Consider the following 18076-nt stretch of genomic DNA (forward strand, 5'->3'; position numbering starts at 1 on the left):
GCCCCACAGCGATGACGAAGGTGAAGGAGTCTTTACGATGCCCGAGCTCAGCGTCGTCGTCCACGGGCCGAACACGCAGGACCGGCTGACCGGGCTGCTGGACTCCCTCGCCGGCCACCCCCACGGCGACGTGGAGGTGGTCGTCGCCGCCGTCGGCGCCTGGGCCGAGGAGACGGCCCGGCGCCACACCCCGGACCTGCTGGTGGTCCCGCTGCCGGAGGGGACCGGCGACGCGGCTGCCCGCGCGGCGGGGGCGGCCCGCGCCTCGGGCCGCTGGCTGCACTTCGTGCACTCCGCCGACGGTCTGCCCGCGGGCGGCCCGCGCCTGGTCGCCGAACGCGTCGCGGAACTGCCGGACGACGTGGACGTCCTCCTCTTCGATCACGTCCGGTCCACCTGGGAGACCACCGGCCTGCCCTCCCCCGACGGCCGCGCGCTCGCCCGCGCGGGCCGCGCGCCCCGCCTCCTGGACGACGTCGCCCGCAGCGCGCTGCGCGTCACCCCGCTGCTCGGCAACCGCGCGCTGCGCGCCTCCTTCTGGCGGGCGCACGAGGAGCGGCTCACCGCCGGCGACGAGGCGTTCGCGGCGTACGCGGTCCTGCTGCTCGCCGGCCAGGTCGCCGCCTGCGACCAGGTGGCGTACCTCCACCACGAACTGCGCCCCGAGAGCCTGCCCCCGGTCGCCCCCGAGGACCGCTACGCCCTCGTCGACCGGTACACGGCACTCCTGGACCTCGCGCGTGAACGCGCCGCCGCCCGCCCCGGAGCGGCCGCCCGGGTGCCGTACTCCGTGCTGTACGACGTCATGGTCCGCACCTGTCTGCGGACCTTCGCCCGCACCGCCCTGCCGGACGCGGTGGCCCGGGAGTTCTTCCGGCGCGCCGCCGACGCGGCCGTGCGGTACCGGCCGCCCGAGTACCGCCGCCCCGCCGGGCCGGAGGGCATGCGCCGCGCCCTGCTGGAGGACAACGCGTACGGCGGGTACCGGGCGTTCCAGGCCGCCAACCGGGCCCGCCGCACCACCCGCACGGCCGTGCGCTCGACGCGGCGCCGGATCGTGGGCGCGCTCGGCGACCGGCGGTACCGGGCGGCCCTGTCCCGGCCGGTCGATCCGGGGCTCGCCGTGTTCGCCGCGTACTGGTACCGGGGCGTGGCCTGCAACCCGGCGGCGATCGCGGCCAAGCTGACCGAACTCGCCCCGCAGATCCACCCGGTGTGGGTGGTGACCCCGGAGAACGCGGCGCTGCTGCCCCCGCACACCGACCACGTCCTCCCCGGCACCCCCCGCTACCGCGAGGTGCTGGCGACCGCGAAGTACCTCGTCAACAACGTCAACTTCCCCAACGCCGTCGTGAAGCGCCCGGACGCCGTCCACCTCCAGACCCACCACGGCACCCCGCTCAAGCGCATGGGTGTGGACCAGATGGACTTCCCGGCCGCCGCCAAGGGGTTGGACTTCCCTGCCCTGCTGTCCCGGATCGACAAGTGGGACTTCAGCGTCTCGGCGAACAGCCACTCCACCCGGATGTGGGAGCGCGCCTACCCGTCCCGCTTCGTCTCCCTCGACCACGGCTATCCGCGCAACGACGTGTACTACCGCGCCACGGCCGCCGACATCCGGGCGATCCGCGCCCGTCTGGGCATCGCCCCGGAGCGCCGGGCGATCCTCTACGCCCCCACCCACCGCGACTACGAGGCCGGCTGGACCCCCCGCCTCGACCTCGCCACCCTCGCCGATCGGCTGGGCGAGGACACGGTCCTGCTGGTGCGCGGCCACTACTTCTACGACGGCACGCCCTCCCCGCTGACCGCCCTGCGCCGCACCGGCCGGATCATCGACGTCTCCTCCTACGACCCGGTCGAGGACCTGGCCCTGGCGGCCGACGTCCTGGTCACGGACTACTCGTCGATCATGTTCGACTACGCCAACCTGGACCGCCCGATCGTCGTGTACGCCGACGACTGGGAGACGTACCGCTCCACCCGCGGGGTCTACTTCGACCTGATGGCCGAGCCGCCGGGCCAGGTGGCCCGCACCCAGGCGGAGCTGACCGAGATCCTCACCACCGAGGCCTGGCAGGACGAGGGCGCCGCGAAGGCACGGGCCGCGTTCCGCCGCCGCTTCTGCGAGTACGACGACGGGCACGCCGCCGAACGGGTCGTACGCCGGGTCTTCCTCGGTGAGAGCGAGGACGCCCTGCCACCGGTGGTCCCGCTGGAGGACCGCACGCCCGCGCCGAGCCCCCGGGAGGCCGTATGACTCCGGACGTCACGGTGACGATCATCGTCTACAACGACGCCGATCGTCTCCCCCGGGCCGTGGAGTCGGTGCTCCGGCAGACCCACGGCAACATCGAGATCATCATCAGCGACGACCACTCGACCGACGGGACGCCGTTCGTCGCCCGGGAGTTCGCCGCCCGGGACCCCCGCGTCCGGCATCTGCGGCTGCCCGAGAACAGCGGCGGGTGCAGCGCCCCTCGCAACCGCGCCCTGGACGTCGCGACGGCCCCGTACGTGATGTTCCTGGACAGCGACGACGAACTCACCGAGGACGCGGTCGAGCTGCTGCTCGCGGCCCACCGGGAACGGGAGATCGACTTCGCGATGGGCGCGGTCGTCCGGGTCCGCGAGGACAGCGGCCGCCGCACGCGGTGGATGCCGCACCTGGTCGCCGAGCGGCGCACGGTCCTCGGCATCGAGTCCGAGCCGCGGCTGCTCTTCGAGCACCTGTCGACGAGCAAGATGTACGCCCGGGCCTTCCTGGACCGGCACGACCTGCGGTTCCCCGAGGGCATCCACTACGAGGACCAGCTGTTCACCACGCAGGCGTACTGCCTCGCCAAGGAGTTCACGATCATCCCGGAGCCGGTGTACCGCTGGCACATCGCGCCCTTCGCGGCCGCCGACACCGCCTCCATCTCCAACCAGCGCGACCGGCTCGACAACGTCCGCGACCGGGTCGCCGTCCAGCGGCTCATCGACGACTTCCTCACCGAGAGCGGCCACGGGAGCCTGCGCGAGGACAAGGACTACAAGTTCCTCAAGCACGACTTCCGGATGTACGCGGGCGACCTGCCCTACCGCGACGACCCCTGGCTGGCCTCGTTCGCCGACCTGACCATCCCCTACCTCGACACCCTCTCCCCGGCGGCCTACGCCCGGCTGCCCCGGCCGGAGCGGGTGGTGCTCCAGCTGGTCCGCGAACGCCGCTTCCCCGAGGCCCGGCTGGCCGCGCGCGGCCTCGGCCACGGGGTGGCACCACGGCAGGTCACCCCGGACGCCGACGGCCGCGTCCACTGGGGCGGCACCGTCCCCACGGACGACCGGGCCCGCCGCGAGCTGGACGTCACCGACCTGGAGCTGGACACCCGTCCTTTCCGCAGCGCCCTGTTCCGGCACGAGATCACCGAGCTCACCCGGGGCCCCGGCGCCTCGGTCGACCTCGCCGTACGCACCTACGACCCCGGGCTGCGCCTGCCCGTCGGGCCGGTCCGGGCGAGCCTCGTCGTCGCTCCGGGCCGGCGCCGCCTGAAGGTGCCCTTCCGGCTCACCCCGGTGCGCCCCGGCGTCTTCGAGGGCCGGGTGCACCTGGACCTGACCTCGACGCCGATCCCCCGGCACGGCTTCGCGGGCGTACGCCACCCGCTGCTCCGCATCGAGCACCAGGGCCTCGCGCACTCCGCCGTGCTGCTGGCCCCCCTGTCCTTCCCCGTCCTCACCACCCGGATCGGCCACCACTCCGGGACGGCCCCGCACCGGGTGACGATCGAGCCGGAGAACCGCGGCCCGGGGCGCCTGCAGATCCGCTGGCAGCCGGTCGGCGTGACGGCCCGGCTGGTGCGCCCGGTGGTGCGGCGCCTCGACCGGCCGAGGGTGCGCAGGGCGGCCCGGCTGGTGCGGACCGTGCTGCGCTAGGGGGTGTCTCGGCGCGCGGAGGGCTTCAGCACCTCGTACAGCACCTGCCCGTCCGGGCCCGTGGCCACCCTGCGCAGCCCCTCGCCGGCCGGCGTCCCCCGGTCCACCACCCAGCGCACCCCGTACTCCCGCACGATCGCGCGCCGCGCCTCCAACGGCGTGCCCGGCGCGAAGTACGTCCGCACGGCCGCCGCCCGCCGGTCCTCGTCCGGCAGGAAGAAGTCGGGGTAGCCGGGCGCCACGGTGTACGGGCCGTACGCCGGGATCTGCCGCGCGGGCAGGGTGCGGGCCATGACGACGTCCCCGTACCGCACCCACGGGGTCAGCCAGTGGTACCCGGCCCACGGCTCCCGGAACCTGTCGGCGACCGCCCGCGGCAGGGCGGTGCGGGGCACGACGTAGCCCAGGGTGCCGGTCTGCGTCCACGCCCCGGCCAGCAGCGCCGCCGTCAGGGCCGCCGCCCAGGCGGTGCGCCTGCGGCCGGGCCGGGCGGCGGCCACCGCGAGCGCGGCGGCGAGCTGCGCGGGGATCACCACGGCGGGCAGCGCGCGGCCCCACGAGTAGTGCCCGCTCAGCCAGCCGGCCGCGACGACCAGCACGCCCAGCCCGAAGAACAGCGCCAGCGGATCGAGCCGGTCCCTGCGCCACCTCGGCACGAGCGCCGCCACCCCGAGCAGCACCAGCCAGTACCGCCCGGGCAGGTCCCGGTACAGGCCCCGGTGCACCGACTCCAGGTCGGCCCCCGCCCCGAACAGCGCGAAGAAGTCGTAGTACGGCCACGCCCACAGGACCACCGCGCCGACCGCGAGGGCACCCGCGAGCCGTGCCGTCACCGCGCGTCCCGGCCGCCCGGCGACCGCCGTGGCCAGCGCGCCGAGCGAGGCGACGACCCCGGAGAACTGGTGGCAGAGCAGGATCACCGCCCACAGCACGCCGAGCCCCAGCCACACCCCCCAGCCGGCCTCCGCCCGCACCGCCCTGGCCAGCCACGCCCACAGATGGAAGGCCAGCCCCAGCGCGAACACGCTCGGGTACGACACCGTCAGCGCCAGCGAGTTCAGCCCCAGGAAGCCGCTCCACGCGAACAGGGACGTGCCCCACAGGAACACCAGGCACAGCAGGGCGAGTGCGGGGGCCGCCCGGTCCGCGGTCAGCGTCCGGACGTACCGCCAGACACCGGTGACCAGCAGCGCAAGGCCCACCAGGGCGCCGATCCGCAGCACCACGAAGACCGACAGGCCGGTCAGCCGGGCCACGCAGCCCAGGACGAGCATCCACGGCGAGTAGTAGGGGCTGGGAGTGTCCGCGTCGACCAGGGGGTTGCCGGGATCGGCCAGGCTGTGGCGCAGGCGTTCCACGGTCGCCGCGTGCATGCCGAGGTCCCCGGCCCACGGGAGCCGGACGATCACCAGGAGCAGCAGGGCGAGGACCAGCGCGCCGGCGGCCCCCGCGACGACCGCCGCCCTCGGCGGCATGGCCCGGATCGTGGTCACACCGGCACTGTAATTCCCGTTTTGTCCGTGATGCGGGAGCGCCCCGGACCGATGGGGTCCGGGGCGCTCCGCCGCACGTCCGCCTCAGGCGGCCGGGCGGCTCAGGTGTGCGACCGCAGCAGCGTGCGCATGGTGCGCATCGCCACCGAGAGGTTGGCCAGGTCGAACGCGTCCGAGCCGCGGATCTCCTCCAGCGTGGTACGCGCCCGGCCCAGGATCGCCGCGTTCTTGCGCTCCCACGCCTCGAAGCGCTGCTCGGGCGTCGCGGTGCCGTCGCCGACCGCCAGGACGTCCGAGGTCAGCGCCGCGTGGGCGGCGTACAGGTCCTCGCGGATGGAGGCGCGGGCCATGGACTGCCAGCGGTCGGACCGCGGCAGCTCGATGATCCGGTCCATGAGCTGGCTGATGTGCAGCCGGTCACCGAGGTCGTAGTAGACCTCGGCGACGTCCATCGGGTCCTTGCCCATACGGTCGGCCACCGAGACGATGTCGAGCGTCGGGAAGGCCGAGGAGAACCCGGCGACCCGCTGGGCCAGCTCGACGGGCACCCCGGCATCGGTCAGCTCGTCGTGGATCTGCTGGTACCAGTCCAGATCGGCGCCGCGCAGCAGCTTCGGCAGCTGCGACCACACCTGCTCCACCCGGTCGGAGAAGAAGTCGACCGTGTCCGCGAGCGCGAGCGGCTGCTGCCGGTTGTTCAGCAGCCAGCGCGTGCCGCGCTCGACCAGGCGCCGCGAGTGCAGCCGGATGCGGGTCTGGACGGCGGCCTCGACCTTGTTGTCCAGCGCCTCGACCGCGTCCCACACCTCCGCCGAGCGGAAGATCGCGCGGGCCACCGTCTGCGCCCGGACGATCTCCTCCAGCGAGGCCCCGGTCTCCTCGCGCAGCCGGTGGAGATACGTCGTACCGCCCGTGTTGACCGTGTCGTTGACCAGCACGGTCGTGGTGATCTCACGGCGCAGCGGGTGACTGACGAGGTGCTCGGGGAACCGCTCGCGCAGCGCCGTCGGGAAGTAGGAGTGCAGCAGCGTGCTCAGGTACGGGTCGTCCGGCAGCGAGGTGTGCAGCAGCTCCTCGGCGACCGTGATCTTCGTGTACGCCATCAGCACGGCCGTCTCCGGGCCGGTCAGGCCGTGGTCGGAGTTCAGGCGCTCGCGGATCTGCCGGTCCGTGGGCAGGAACTCCAGCGCACGGTCCAGGTGCCCCTCCCTGACCAGGTGCTTCATGAAGCGCTGCTGGGCGTGGAGCATGGCGCCGGACTGGGCGAGGGCGTTGGCGATCGCCGTGTTCTGCGCGTAGTTGTTGCGCAGGACCAGGCGGCCGACCTCGTCCGTCATCTCGGCGAGCAGCTTGTTGCGCTGCTTGACCGTCATGTCGCCGTCGGCGACCAGGCCGTTGAGCAGGATCTTGATGTTCACCTCGTGGTCGGAGGTGTCCACGCCCGCGCTGTTGTCGATGGCGTCGGTGTTGATCCGGCCGCCGCTCCGGGCGAACTCGATCCGGCCGAGCTGGGTCAGGCCCAGGTTGCCGCCCTCGCCGACCACCTTGACGCGCAGGTCGGCGCCGTCGACCCGGATGGCGTCGTTCGCCTTGTCGCCGACGTCGGCGTTCGACTCGGTGCTGGCCTTGACGTAGGTGCCGATGCCGCCGTTCCACAGCAGGTCCACCGGGGCCTGGAGGATGGCCTTCATCAGCTCGGCCGGGGTCATCTTGGCGACCTTGCCCTCGATGCCCAGGGCCTCGCGGATGTGCGCGTTGACGCTGATGGCCTTCGCGCTGCGCGGGAAGACGCCGCCACCGGCCGACAGCAGCGAGGGGTCGTAGTCCTCCCAGCTGGAGCGCGGCAGCTCGAACAGGCGCCGGCGCTCGGCGTAGGAGGTCGCCGCGTCCGGGGTCGGGTCGATGAAGATGTGCCGGTGGTCGAACGCGGCGACCAGCCGGATGTGCTCGCTGAGCAGCATGCCGTTGCCGAACACGTCACCGGACATGTCGCCGACGCCGACGACCGTGAAGTCCTCGCTCTGCGTGTCGACGCCGAGCTCGCGGAAGTGCCGCTTGACGGACTCCCAGGCGCCCCGGGCGGTGATGCCCATGCCCTTGTGGTCGTAGCCGGCCGAACCGCCGGAGGCGAAGGCGTCCCCGAGCCAGAAGTTGTAGGACTCGGCGACCTCGTTGGCGATGTCGGAGAACTTCGCGGTGCCCTTGTCGGCGGCGACGACGAGGTAGGTGTCGTCCCCGTCGTGCCGGACGACGTCCGCCGGGGGCACGACCTCGCCGGCCACCATGTTGTCGGTGATGTCGAGCAGCGCCGAGATGAACGTCCGGTAGCTGGCGATACCTTCCGCCATCCAGGCGTCCCGGTCCACGGCCGGGTCGGGCAGCTGCTTGGCGACGAAGCCGCCCTTGGCGCCGACCGGCACGATCACGGTGTTCTTCACCATCTGCGCCTTGACCAGGCCGAGGATCTCCGTGCGGAAGTCCTCACGCCGGTCGGACCAGCGCAGACCGCCGCGGGCGACCTTGCCGAAGCGCAGGTGCACACCCTCGACGCGCGGCGAGTACACCCAGATCTCGTACGCCGGGCGCGGCGCCGGGAGGTCCGGGATGGCCTGCGGGTCGAACTTCATGGAGACGTAGTCGTGCGGCTCGCCCGCGGCCGCCTCCTGGAAGAAGTTGGTGCGCAGCGTCGCCTTGATGACGGTGAGGAAGGACCGCAGGATCCGGTCCTCGTCCAGGCTCGCCACCTGGTCCAGGGCCGCGTCGAGCTCCTCGAGCAGCGCGTCCACGATCTCGCGGCCCGCGCGCTGGCGGTCCGGCGACAGCCGCGCCTCGAACAGGGAGACGAGGAGCCGGGTCGTGTGGACGTTGTGGCGGAGGGTGTCCTCCATGTAGTCCTGCGAGAAGGTCGACCCGGCCTGCCGCAGGTACTTGGCGTACGCCCGCAGCACCATGGCCTGCCGCCAGGTCAGCCCGGCGCTCAGCACGAGGGCGTTGAAGCCGTCGTTCTCGGCCTTGCCGGTCCAGGTGGCGGCGAACGCCTCCGAGAAGCGCTCACGCGCGTCGTCGCCCGCGTAGTCGGCGGCGGCGGCCTGGCTCGGCATGCGCAGACCGAAGTCGTAGATCCAGGCGACGCTGCGGTCGGAGCAGCGCAGCTCGTACGGCCGCTCGTCGACGACCTCGACACCGAGCCGGCTGAGCACCGGCAGGACGGCGGACAGCGAGACGGCCGCGCCCTTCCGGTAGATCTTGAAGCGGCGCTCCTCGGGGGCGGCGCCGACCGGCTCGTACAGGCTCAGCGAGAAGTCCTTCTCCTCGGTGAGCTGTTCGATGTGGACGAGGTCGGAGACCGCGGAGCGCGGGCCGTGGTCGGCCTTGTAGCCCTCGGGGAAGGCGTTGCCGTAGCGGCGCAGCAGTTCGGCCGCGTGCTCCTCGCCGAGCTCGGCGTTCAGCGCGTCGGCGAAGCCGTCGGCCCAGGACCGGGCGGCGTCCACCAGCCGGGCCTCGATGCGCTCCTTGTCGGCGTCGGACAGCTGCGGCAGCTCGGTGCCCTGCGGGACGCGGACCACGAAGTGCAGCCGGGAAAGGATCGACTCGGTGTTCCAGGCGGTGAAGTCGACGCTGATGCCGCCGAGCTCCTCCTTCAGGATGTCGATGATCCGCAGGCGCACGCCGGTGGTGTAGCGGTCGCGGGGGAGGTAGACGAGGGCCGAGTAGTAGCGGCCGTACTCGTCCTGGCGCAGGTACAGCCGCAGGCGGCGGCGTTCCTGGAGGTAGAGGACCGACGTGGCGATGCCCCGAAGCTCGTCGACCGGGGTCTGGAAGAGCTCGTCGCGCGGGTAGGTCTCCAGGATCTGGAGCAGGTCGCGTCCGTCGTGGCTGTGCGGCGAGAAGCCGGCGCCGCTGAGCACCTCGTCGACCTTGCGGCGGATCACGGGAACGCGGCGCACGGACTCGGTGTAGGCGGCCGAGGAGAACAGACCCAGGAAGCGGCGCTCGCCGACGACCTCGCCGTTCTCGTCGAACTTCTTCACGCCGACGTAGTCGAGGTACGACGGCCGGTGGACGGTGGCCCGGCTGTTGGCCTTGGTGAGGATGAGCAGCTTGTGCTCGCGGGCCTTGGCGCGGGCGTCGGCGGGCAGCCGCTCGAAGGACGGGCTGACGGGGTGGGCGTCGTTCTCGGAGTGGTGCGGGTCCGAGCGCAGTATGCCCAGGCCGGTGCCCGGCACGGCGGCCAGCGAGTCGTCCTCGCGCAGCTCGTACTCGCGGTAGCCGAGGAAGGTGAAGTGGTCGTCGGCCAGCCAGCGCAGCAGCTCGCGGGCCTCCTCGATCTCCTGCTCGCGCAGGTCGGAGTGGGGCTCGCCCGGCAGCTCGTCGGCCATGCGCAGGGCCGCGTCCCGCATCTTGCTCCAGTCCTCGACGGCCTCACGGACGTCGGACAGGACGCGGAGCAGGTCGGCGGTGATCTGCTTGAGGTCGCCGCGGTCGGTCTCGCGGTCGATCTCGACGTGGATCCAGGACTCGATGTGCGTGTCGTGCGGCAGGTCCCCGGCGGGCGCCGCGGGCAGCACCTCGATGAGCTTGCCGGTCAGATCGCGGCGGACGACGACGAGGGGGTGGATGACCAGGTGGATCCCCCGCCCCTGCCGGGTCAGCTCGTTGGTGACGGAGTCCACCAGGAACGGCATGTCGTCGGTGACGACCTCGACGACGGAGTGGCTGCACGTCCAGCCGTTCTCCTCGACCGTCGGCGTGTGGACCCGGACGTTGGCCGTGCCCTGCGGGCGGTTCTCGGCCAGCCGGTAGTGCGAGAAAGCGGCTCCGAAGACGTCGACCGGGTCGCGGTCGAGCAGGTCCTCCGGGGCGGTGTGCAGGTAGTAGCGCTGGAGGAACGAGAGCACCTTGTCGTGGTCCGGGGTGCCGGAACCGCCCTCGCCCTTGGTCCCGGTCGGTAGGTGCCCCCCGACCGGGCTGTTCTCAGCTACCCGGGCGGCCCGTTCGAGCAGCTCGGCCTTGGCTTCGTCCAGCTTGGTCTGCATTGTCCTCTGGCTCCTGTCGCGCGCCGTTGCGTGACGTTGAAGGAAGTACGGTCTCTTCCCCTCCGGCGTGACGCCGCGACGCGGGGTGTCCGGTCTGCTTCGACGCTATGCCGAGAGGTGAGATGAGCGGGGGTATATGAGCCATTCTTGAGCTGCCCAAGGGGTGTGACGCCGCTCTCCGCGGCACCCGGGCCCGGGGGACCGATCGCGTCCCGGGGGCCCGTACACCCCCCTCCCGCCCGTGAAGACCAGCGAGCGCCGCCCGGTCACGGATGTCCTCCGTGGTCGCCGGGCGCGGGGCAGGGGCATCGTCGCCCCCGCGAGCTATCGCGCTGATCACGCCACCCAGGCTATCGCCCCGCACAGGGGGCCCGTCATGAGCCGTATGTGTACAAAACCGGGGGGTGAACTTTGACGTTCTGCACAGGGGCGAACCGGGCGGGCGGGGCGTAACTGGCGGGGCGGGACACCCGGGGGCAGCCTGGTGAGCAGACGCGGCGGCACGGGAGCCGCGGGACGGCACCGGAATCCGGCCGTCCGTACGCGGCCCGTGTCCGAAAAGAGCGGTCGTCTCCCCGCCGCACGGTCTTGCCACGTCCCGCGCGCGGCGGCACGTTGCCCACAGGCCGGCCGGACAGAACCGCCGGCCCGGCAAGGAGAGGAGCCCGGCATGACAGCGAAGATCCTCATCGTCACCGGCGACGCCGCGGAGTCGCTGGAGGTCCTCTACCCCTACCAGCGCCTGCGCGAGGAGGGCTACGAGGTCCACATCGCGGCGCCCACCCGCAAGAAGCTGCGGTTCGTCGTGCACGACTTCGAACCCGGCTTCGACACCTACACCGAGAAGCCCGGCTACACCTGGCCGGCCGACCTCGCCTTCTCCGAGGTCGACCCCGGCGCGTACGTCGCCGTCGTGGTCCCGGGCGGCCGGGCGCCCGAGTATCTGCGCAACGATCCGGAGCTGCGGAAGATCCTGAAGTCGTTCTTCGACTCCGACAAGCCGGTCGCGCAGATCTGCCACGGTCCCCTGCTCACCGCAGCGATCGACACCCTGCGCGGCCGCCGTGTCACGGCCTATCCGGCCCTGGAGCTGGACATGCAGGCCGCGGGCGCCACCTTCCAGGACGCCGAGGCGGTCGTCGACGGCACCCTGGTGTCGTCCCGCGCCTGGCCGGACCACTCCGCGTGGATGCGTGAGTTCCTGACGGTGCTGCGGGCGAAGGCGCCGGTGAGCTGAGGCCGGGCAGCTGTGTGAGGCCGGGCACCGGTCTGACGTCGGGTACTGGTCTGACGTAGGGCACTCCGGGACCGGCCCCGCCTCGGGTCGGCCGCTGCTTCAGGGGCGGCCACCGTTGTGAGGCCGGCCGCCGTTCTGGGGCGGGGCCCGCGCCGGGCCCGCCTCAGGCGGCCAGCCGCTCCGCCTCGGCGACGGCTTCCGCGAGCGAGTCCACGACCGGCACGCCAACCGTCTCCAGGCTCGCGCGGCTGTGCGAGCCGCCGGTGTAGAGCACGGCCCGCGCCCCCACGTGCAGCGCGGCCACCGCGTCGTCGGCGGCGTCCCCGATCACCACCGTGCGCGTCGGGTCCACGCCCGCCAGCGCCTCGATGTGCCGCACCATGTGCTCGGCCTTGCTGCCCCCGGACGGCCCGACCCGGCCGTCGACGCGCAGGAAGTGCGCCTCGATCCCGAACCCCCGCACCAGTGGCACCAGCTCGTCGTGCGTGTACATGCTGAGCAGCGACTGGCTGCGCCCGGCCGACCGCCAGCCCGACAGCAGCTCCCCCACGCCCTCGGTGAGCCCGCACGACACCCGGTGCTCGGCGTAGTGGCGGTGGAAGGTCACGTCCATGACCTCCCACTCGGCGTCCGTCGGCAGCCGGCCGAGCAGCCGCTCGTAGAACTTCGGCACCGGTACGCAGTACATCGCCCGGTACTGCTCGATCGTGATCGGGGCGAGCCCCAGCTCCCCGAAGGCCGCGTTGGTCGCCCCGATGATGGCGTCGTTGTCGTGGAACAGCGTCCCGTTCCAGTCCCAGACGATGTGCGCCCCTGACTGCTTCCCCATGTCCAGAACCGTACCCGGCCGCACCGACAATCAAGAGAGGAGCAGGTCACCGGCCGGGAGCACTCGGGGGCAGGCCGCGCGACCGGGAGCGCTCGAGAGCAGGCCGACGACCGGGAGCGCCGGGAGGCCGGCGCGCGACCGGGTCAGTCCGGGAGGTCCACCAGGTTCGGGATCTCCTGCGTGGCGAACCAGAGCAGTTCGTGGTCCTCGGCGCCGTCCACGACGAACTGGGCGTCGTCGTCCCCGCCGTCCGCCGCCTCCAGCGCCGCCGCGGCCGCCGCCACGTCCGCCTCGGCGTCGTCGGCGTCCACGTGCACCGCGGCGGCCTTGGCCAGCCGTACGCCCCCGGAGACCCGCACCTCGCCCAGCGCCGACGGGTCCAGCCCGCGGTCCGGGTCGGCGACGGCCGCCCCGTCGGGCACGTCGACGGCGACCACGACCCGGCGGCGCCGCGCGCCCGGGTCCGCCGCGAGCAGCCGCAGCGAGGCCATGGCGGCCCGGTTCAGCGCGGCGTACTCCAGCTCCTCGATGTCGTCGGAGAGATACCACTCGCGCAGGCCCGGGGTGACCGCGTACGCGACGAGCCCGGTCCCCAGATCACCCGTCTTGTACGCCTCGGCGAGACCGGGGAGGGTCAGGGGGACGTAGACGCGCATGACTGACCGCTTTCTCGCACTCGCTCGTGTGGCTCGACACCGCCTCGGGCGGGCCGCTTCCGCGCCGTCCGAGGCGGCCTTCAGGATACGTGGGGACGTCCCCTTTCGAGTCCCCGTCACCTCTTCCGCCCGCGTCCACCTCCGTCCCCCGATTCACCCGGTACCGCCCCGCCGACACGGGCCCGAGCGCCCGCCCGTCACCCTGATAGGTGAACCTTCCGGCTGCTCCGACCCGGGCTCCCGCTTCCTTGCCGCCGCCCCGGGCGACCCCGTACAAGATCAGCGAGCACGAAGTTACCGCCCGGTATGCGCCGGGCCCGCCGATCGGGGACTCGATGAACAAGGTCATGACCAGGGCCGTCCAGCACCGCCCCGGCAGCCGTCCGCCGGCCCGCCGTGACACCCGCCGGCCCGCCGGCTCCCCGCCCCGCACACCGAGCGGCGGCACCTCCCGTACGACCTCCCCGGGCGCCCGGCCCCCAGGCTCCCCCGGCGCCACCCCGCCCCGGTCCCGCACCCGGCCCGCGGACAGCCGCCCGGCCACCGTCCCGAGCCGGGGAACGGCCGGTACCGCGGGACCTCTCCCCCACCCGCGCCCCACCGACGTCTTCGCCGACCGCCTGCTCCTCGTCCTGAGCGGCCAGCGCCCCGTCCACTCGATGCTCCGCCACACCGCGGGCCGCGCCTACGACGACCTCGCCCACCTCGCCGAGCGCGGCCCGCTGCGCACCCGGGGCACCCGCCCGGTCGTCCGGGACCTCGGCTGGTTCGAGCCCCGCCCGGGTGCCGTCGAGGTCTTCGCCCGCATCGGCGCCGGCGACCAGCTCCGTGCGATGGCCTTCCGCCTGGAACAGGGCCCCGACCTCCGCTGGCGCTGCACAGCGGTGGAACTGGGCGGTCCCCGCGCGCCGCGCGGCGAGGACGACTGAGCGAAGGGGGCCGTGCGGCCGTGTGCAAGGGCGGTCAGGCGCCGCCCGGAGCGTGGCGAGCCCTGGCGTCACACCGGCGCCCCGCCGCCCGCCGTCCGGCCCGCCAGGCCCGCCACCCCGCCATGGCTGCCATGGCGGCCATGGCTGCCATGGCGGCCACGGCCGCACACGGCGAAGGGCCGGGTCCTCCCGAAGGAGGCCCGGCCCTGCCGACCGCTGTGACCGTCGACGCGCCGACGCGCGTCCCGGTTACTTCTTGCGGCGGCGGCCGCCGCGCGCCTGCTTGCGGCGCTCCGCGCGCGTGAGGCCGTCGGCCTCGGAACGCACCGGCTCGTCGCCGTTGTCGAAGTCGCCCTCGATGATGTCACCCTCGCCGTCGACCTTGGGCGCGGTGTAGTGCAGCCGGTCCGGACGGCGCGGCGCCTCCAGGCCCTTGGCGCGGATCTCGGGGCGGGCGCCCGCCTGCGCGGGCACCGCGTCCTGCTTCTCCAGGTCCGCCACCGGCTTGGTGTCCTCGACCGGGACCTCCTCGACCTGCTGCTCGACCTGGACCTCCAGGTTGAACAGGTAGCCGACGGACTCCTCCTTGATGCCCTCCATCATGGCGGTGAACATGTCGAAGCCCTCGCGCTGGTACTCGACCAGCGGGTCCTTCTGCGCCATCGCGCGCAGGCCGATGCCCTCCTGGAGGTAGTCCATCTCGTAGAGGTGCTCGCGCCACTTGCGGTCCAGGACCGACAGCACGACCCGGCGCTCCAGCTCCCGCATGATCTCGGAGCCGAGCTGCGCCTCACGGGCCGCGTACTGCTCGCGGATGTCGTCCTTGATGGACTCGGCGATGAAGTCAGCGGTGAGCCCGGCGCGGTCGCCGGCCGCCTCCTCCAGCTCCTCGATGGTGACCTTCACCGGGTAGAGCTGCTTGAAGGCGCCCCACAGCCGGTCCAGGTCCCACTCCTCGGCGAAGCCCTCGGCGGTCTCCGCGGCGACGTAGGCGTCGATGGTGTCGTCCATGAAGTGCTGCACCTGCTCGTGCAGGTCCTCGCCCTCCAGGACGCGGCGGCGCTCGCCGTAGATGACCTCGCGCTGGCGGTTGAGGACCTCGTCGTACTTCAGGACGTTCTTACGGGTTTCGAAGTTCTGCGTCTCGACCTGCGACTGGGCGGAGGCGATCGCGCGCGTGACCATCTTGTTCTCGATCGGCACGTCGTCCGGGACGTTCGCCATCGACATCACGCGCTCGACCATCTGGGCCTTGAACAGGCGCATCAGGTCGTCACCGAGGGACAGGTAGAAGCGGGACTCGCCCGGGTCGCCCTGACGGCCGGAACGACCGCGCAGCTGGTTGTCGATCCGGCGCGACTCGTGCCGCTCGGTGCCGAGGACGTACAGGCCGCCGAGCTTCTCGACCTCGTCCTTCTCGGCCTTCACCGCCTGCTCGGCCCGCTCCAGGGCGGCCGGCAGGTAGTGCGCCCACTCCTCGATGTGCTCCTCGGGGTCCAGGCCCCGCTGGCGCAGCTCGGCCTCGGCGAGGTCCTCGGGGTTGCCGCCGAGCTTGATGTCCGTACCACGGCCGGCCATGTTGGTGGCCACGGTGACCGCGCCCTTGCGCCCGGCCTGGGCGACGATGATCGCCTCACGGTCGTGCTGCTTGGCGTTGAGCACCTCGTGCTGCACACCGCGCTTGCTGAGCTGCTGGGACAGGTACTCGGACTTCTCGACCGACGTCGTGCCGACGAGGATCGGCTGGCCCTTCTCGTGCTTCTCGACGATGTCGTCGACGACCGCCTCGAACTTCGCGACCTCGGTGCGGTAGATGAGGTCGGACTGGTCCTTGCGGACCATGGGCCGGTTGGTCGGGATGGGCACCACACCGAGCTTGTAGATCTGGTGGAACTCGGCGGCCTCGGTCATCGCCGTACCGGTCATGCCGGACAGGCCCGGCATCTCCTTGCCGTTGTGGTCGTGCCGCTTGTAGAGGCGGAAGAAGTTCTGGAGGGTGATCGTGGCGAGCGTCTGGTTCTCGTCCTTGATCGGCACGCCTTCCTTGGCCTCGATGGCCTGGTGCATGCCCTCGTTGTAACGGCGGCCGGCGAGGATACGTCCGGTGTGCTCGTCGACGATCATGACCTCGTCGTCGATGATGACGTAGTCCTTGTCCTTCTTGAAGAGCTCCTTCGCCTTGATGGCGTTGTTCAGGTAGCCCACCAGAGGGGTGTTGACCGACTCGTAGAGGTTGTCGATTCCCAGCCAGTCCTCGACCTTGGCGACGCCCGACTCGTGGATGGCGACGGTGCGCTTCTTCTCGTCGACGTCGTAGTCGCCGGTCTCCTCGATGCCCTTGAGCGGCTGGCCGGCCTCGCCGCGCTTGAGGCGCGTGACCAGCTTGGCGAAGTCGCCGTACCACTTGGTGGCCTGGTCGGCCGGGCCGGAGATGATCAGCGGCGTACGGGCCTCGTCGATGAGGATCGAGTCGACCTCGTCGACGATGGCGAAGTTGTGGCCGCGCTGCACCAGCTCGTCCTTCGACCACGCCATGTTGTCGCGGAGGTAGTCGAAGCCGAACTCGTTGTTCGTGCCGTAGGTGATGTCGCAGGCGTACTGCTCGCGGCGCTGGGCCGGCGTCATGTTGGCGAGGATGCAGCCGACGCTCAGGCCCAGGAACTTGTGGACGCGGCCCATCATCTCGGAGTCGCGCTCGGCCAGGTAGTCGTTGACCGTGATGAGGTGGACGCCCTCGCCGGACAGCGCGTTCAGGTACGCGGGGAGCGTGCCGACGAGCGTCTTGCCCTCACCCGTCTTCATCTCGGCCACGTAGCCGAGGTGGAGCGCCGCGCCACCCATCATCTGCACGTCGTAGTGACGTTGGCCCAGGACGCGCTTGGCCGCCTCGCGCACGGTGGCGAAGGCCTCGGGCAGCAGGTCGTCCAGGGTCTCGCCGTCGGCGTAGCGCTGCTTGTACTCATCGGTGAGGGCCCGCAGCTCGGCGTCGGAGAGGTCGACGAAGTCCTCTTCGATGGAGTTGACCTGGTCCGCGATGCGGTGCAGCTTGCGCAGGATCTTGCCTTCGCCTGCACGCATGATCTTCGAGAGGACGGACACGGGGGTTGGTCTCCTTGCCGGTCGGGCCTGGGACGGTCGGTTTTCCTTCTGACTTGACTGAGCAACGGCCATCGTATGCGAGGACCCCGCCGCGTCGGGAGCCTGCCGGGGGCGCCGGGCCTCAGCTGCTTCAAATCTCCGTCAAAGGGGACAACGGCCAGGGGTGCCGGATGGTGCCGCGTTCCGCCGACGAATTGTGCCGAACGCGGTCGCGCGCTCACTCACCGCGGCCGTGTCGCCGTTCGCCGCTCATCGGATGGCGCGCCCCGGGCGCCATTGAGGAGAATCGGCCGATGGAACCCGTCACGCTCACCACCGGCCGCCTCCTGATGCGCACCGTCGGCCCGGGCGACTCCGACGCCGTGTACGAGGCGGCCCAGGATCCCGACATCCAGCGCTGGACCACCATCCCGTCCCCCTATCTACGCGAGCACGCCCACAGCTTCACGCACGAGCTCGTCCCGGACGGCTGGCGCAGCGGCACGATGTTCACCTGGGGGCTGTTCCTCCCCCGCGACGGGGACCTGGCGGGCATGATCGGCCTCACGATGCGTTCCATGAGCTCCGTCGAGATCGGCTACTGGGGCACCAAGCGGCATCGCGGCCGCGGCCATGTCACCGAGGCGGTGCTCGCCGCCTCCCGCTGGGCCTTCTCCGATCTGCGGGTGGACCGTGTCGAGTGGCGCGCCGAGGTGGGCAACGGGCCCTCCCGCGCGGTCGCCGAGCGCGCCGGTTTCACCGTCGAGGGCACCTTGCGCTCCGCCCTCATCCAACGGGGTGTGCGCCGCGACTGCTGGGTGGGTTCCCTGCTCCCGTCCGACCTGGGGCTGCCGTCCGCGGCCCCCTATCTGCCCGCGGGACGCCCGCCGTCGTAGACCC

10 protein-coding genes are annotated in these 18076 nt (G+C 72.1%); 5 read left to right on the top strand and 5 right to left on the bottom strand.

Features of this window, described 5'->3' with window-relative positions; all coding sequences use genetic code 11:
• The first annotated feature begins 37 nt into the window (after positions 1-37).
• Complete coding sequence (locus ADL34_RS18195) at positions 38-2260, top strand: CDP-glycerol glycerophosphotransferase family protein (protein WP_062668791.1); 2223 nt, start codon at positions 38-40, stop codon at positions 2258-2260.
• On the top strand, positions 2257-3918 hold the full coding sequence (locus ADL34_RS18200; RefSeq protein WP_062668792.1) for a glycosyltransferase family 2 protein: 1662 nt from the start codon (positions 2257-2259) through the stop codon (positions 3916-3918). The genes ADL34_RS18195 and ADL34_RS18200 overlap by 4 nt, the downstream gene beginning before the upstream one ends.
• Here ADL34_RS18200 and ADL34_RS18205 read toward each other — a convergent pair.
• Both ADL34_RS18205 and ADL34_RS18210 read right to left on the bottom strand, forming a co-directional pair.
• The gene (locus tag ADL34_RS18205) at positions 3915-5393 is read right to left on the bottom strand and encodes a hypothetical protein (RefSeq protein ID WP_062668820.1); all 1479 of its coding nucleotides are present in this window, start codon (positions 5391-5393) and stop codon (positions 3915-3917) included. The two genes, ADL34_RS18200 and ADL34_RS18205, sit on opposite strands and share 4 nt — an antisense overlap.
• Positions 5394-5512: 119 nt before the next feature.
• Complete coding sequence (locus tag ADL34_RS18210; RefSeq protein WP_062668793.1) at positions 5513-10447, bottom strand: NAD-glutamate dehydrogenase; 4935 nt, start codon at positions 10445-10447, stop codon at positions 5513-5515.
• 670 nt (positions 10448-11117) lie between these two features.
• Here ADL34_RS18210 and ADL34_RS18215 point away from each other — a divergent pair.
• On the top strand, positions 11118-11684 hold the full coding sequence (locus ADL34_RS18215) for a DJ-1/PfpI family protein (protein ID WP_062668794.1): 567 nt from the start codon (positions 11118-11120) through the stop codon (positions 11682-11684).
• 163 nt (positions 11685-11847) lie between these two features.
• Here the strand turns inward: ADL34_RS18215 and ADL34_RS18220 are convergent, their stop codons facing one another.
• Both ADL34_RS18220 and ADL34_RS18225 read right to left on the bottom strand, forming a co-directional pair.
• Positions 11848-12513 carry an HAD family hydrolase gene (locus ADL34_RS18220; protein WP_062668795.1) on the bottom strand — a complete coding sequence of 222 codons (666 nt, stop codon included), beginning with the start codon at positions 12511-12513 and terminating at the stop codon, positions 11848-11850.
• A gap of 143 nt (positions 12514-12656) precedes the next feature.
• Positions 12657-13169: a DUF6912 family protein gene (locus ADL34_RS18225; protein WP_062668796.1), complete on the bottom strand. Its 513-nt coding sequence runs from the start codon at positions 13167-13169 to the stop codon at positions 12657-12659.
• A 335-nt stretch (positions 13170-13504) separates the two neighbouring features.
• Here ADL34_RS18225 and ADL34_RS18230 point away from each other — a divergent pair, with 335 nt between their 5' ends.
• A complete protein-coding gene (locus tag ADL34_RS18230) occupies positions 13505-14098 on the top strand; it encodes an Rv3235 family protein (RefSeq protein ID WP_062668797.1) in 594 nt (197 codons plus the stop codon).
• A 249-nt stretch (positions 14099-14347) separates the two neighbouring features.
• On the opposite strand, the gene secA is transcribed toward ADL34_RS18230, so the two are convergent.
• Positions 14348-17197, bottom strand: coding sequence for a preprotein translocase subunit SecA (secA, locus tag ADL34_RS18235; RefSeq protein ID WP_062668798.1), 2850 nt, complete (start codon positions 17195-17197; stop codon positions 14348-14350).
• 293 nt (positions 17198-17490) lie between these two features.
• Here secA and ADL34_RS18240 point away from each other — a divergent pair, with 293 nt between their 5' ends.
• Entirely contained in the window at positions 17491-18072 is a 582-nt protein-coding gene (locus ADL34_RS18240) for a GNAT family N-acetyltransferase (RefSeq protein WP_062668799.1), read from the top strand.
• Positions 18073-18076: the final 4 nt, after the last annotated feature.

It is taken from the genome of Streptomyces sp. NRRL WC-3605, assembly GCF_001509795.1.
Lineage (GTDB): Bacteria > Actinomycetota > Actinomycetes > Streptomycetales > Streptomycetaceae > Streptomyces > Streptomyces viridochromogenes.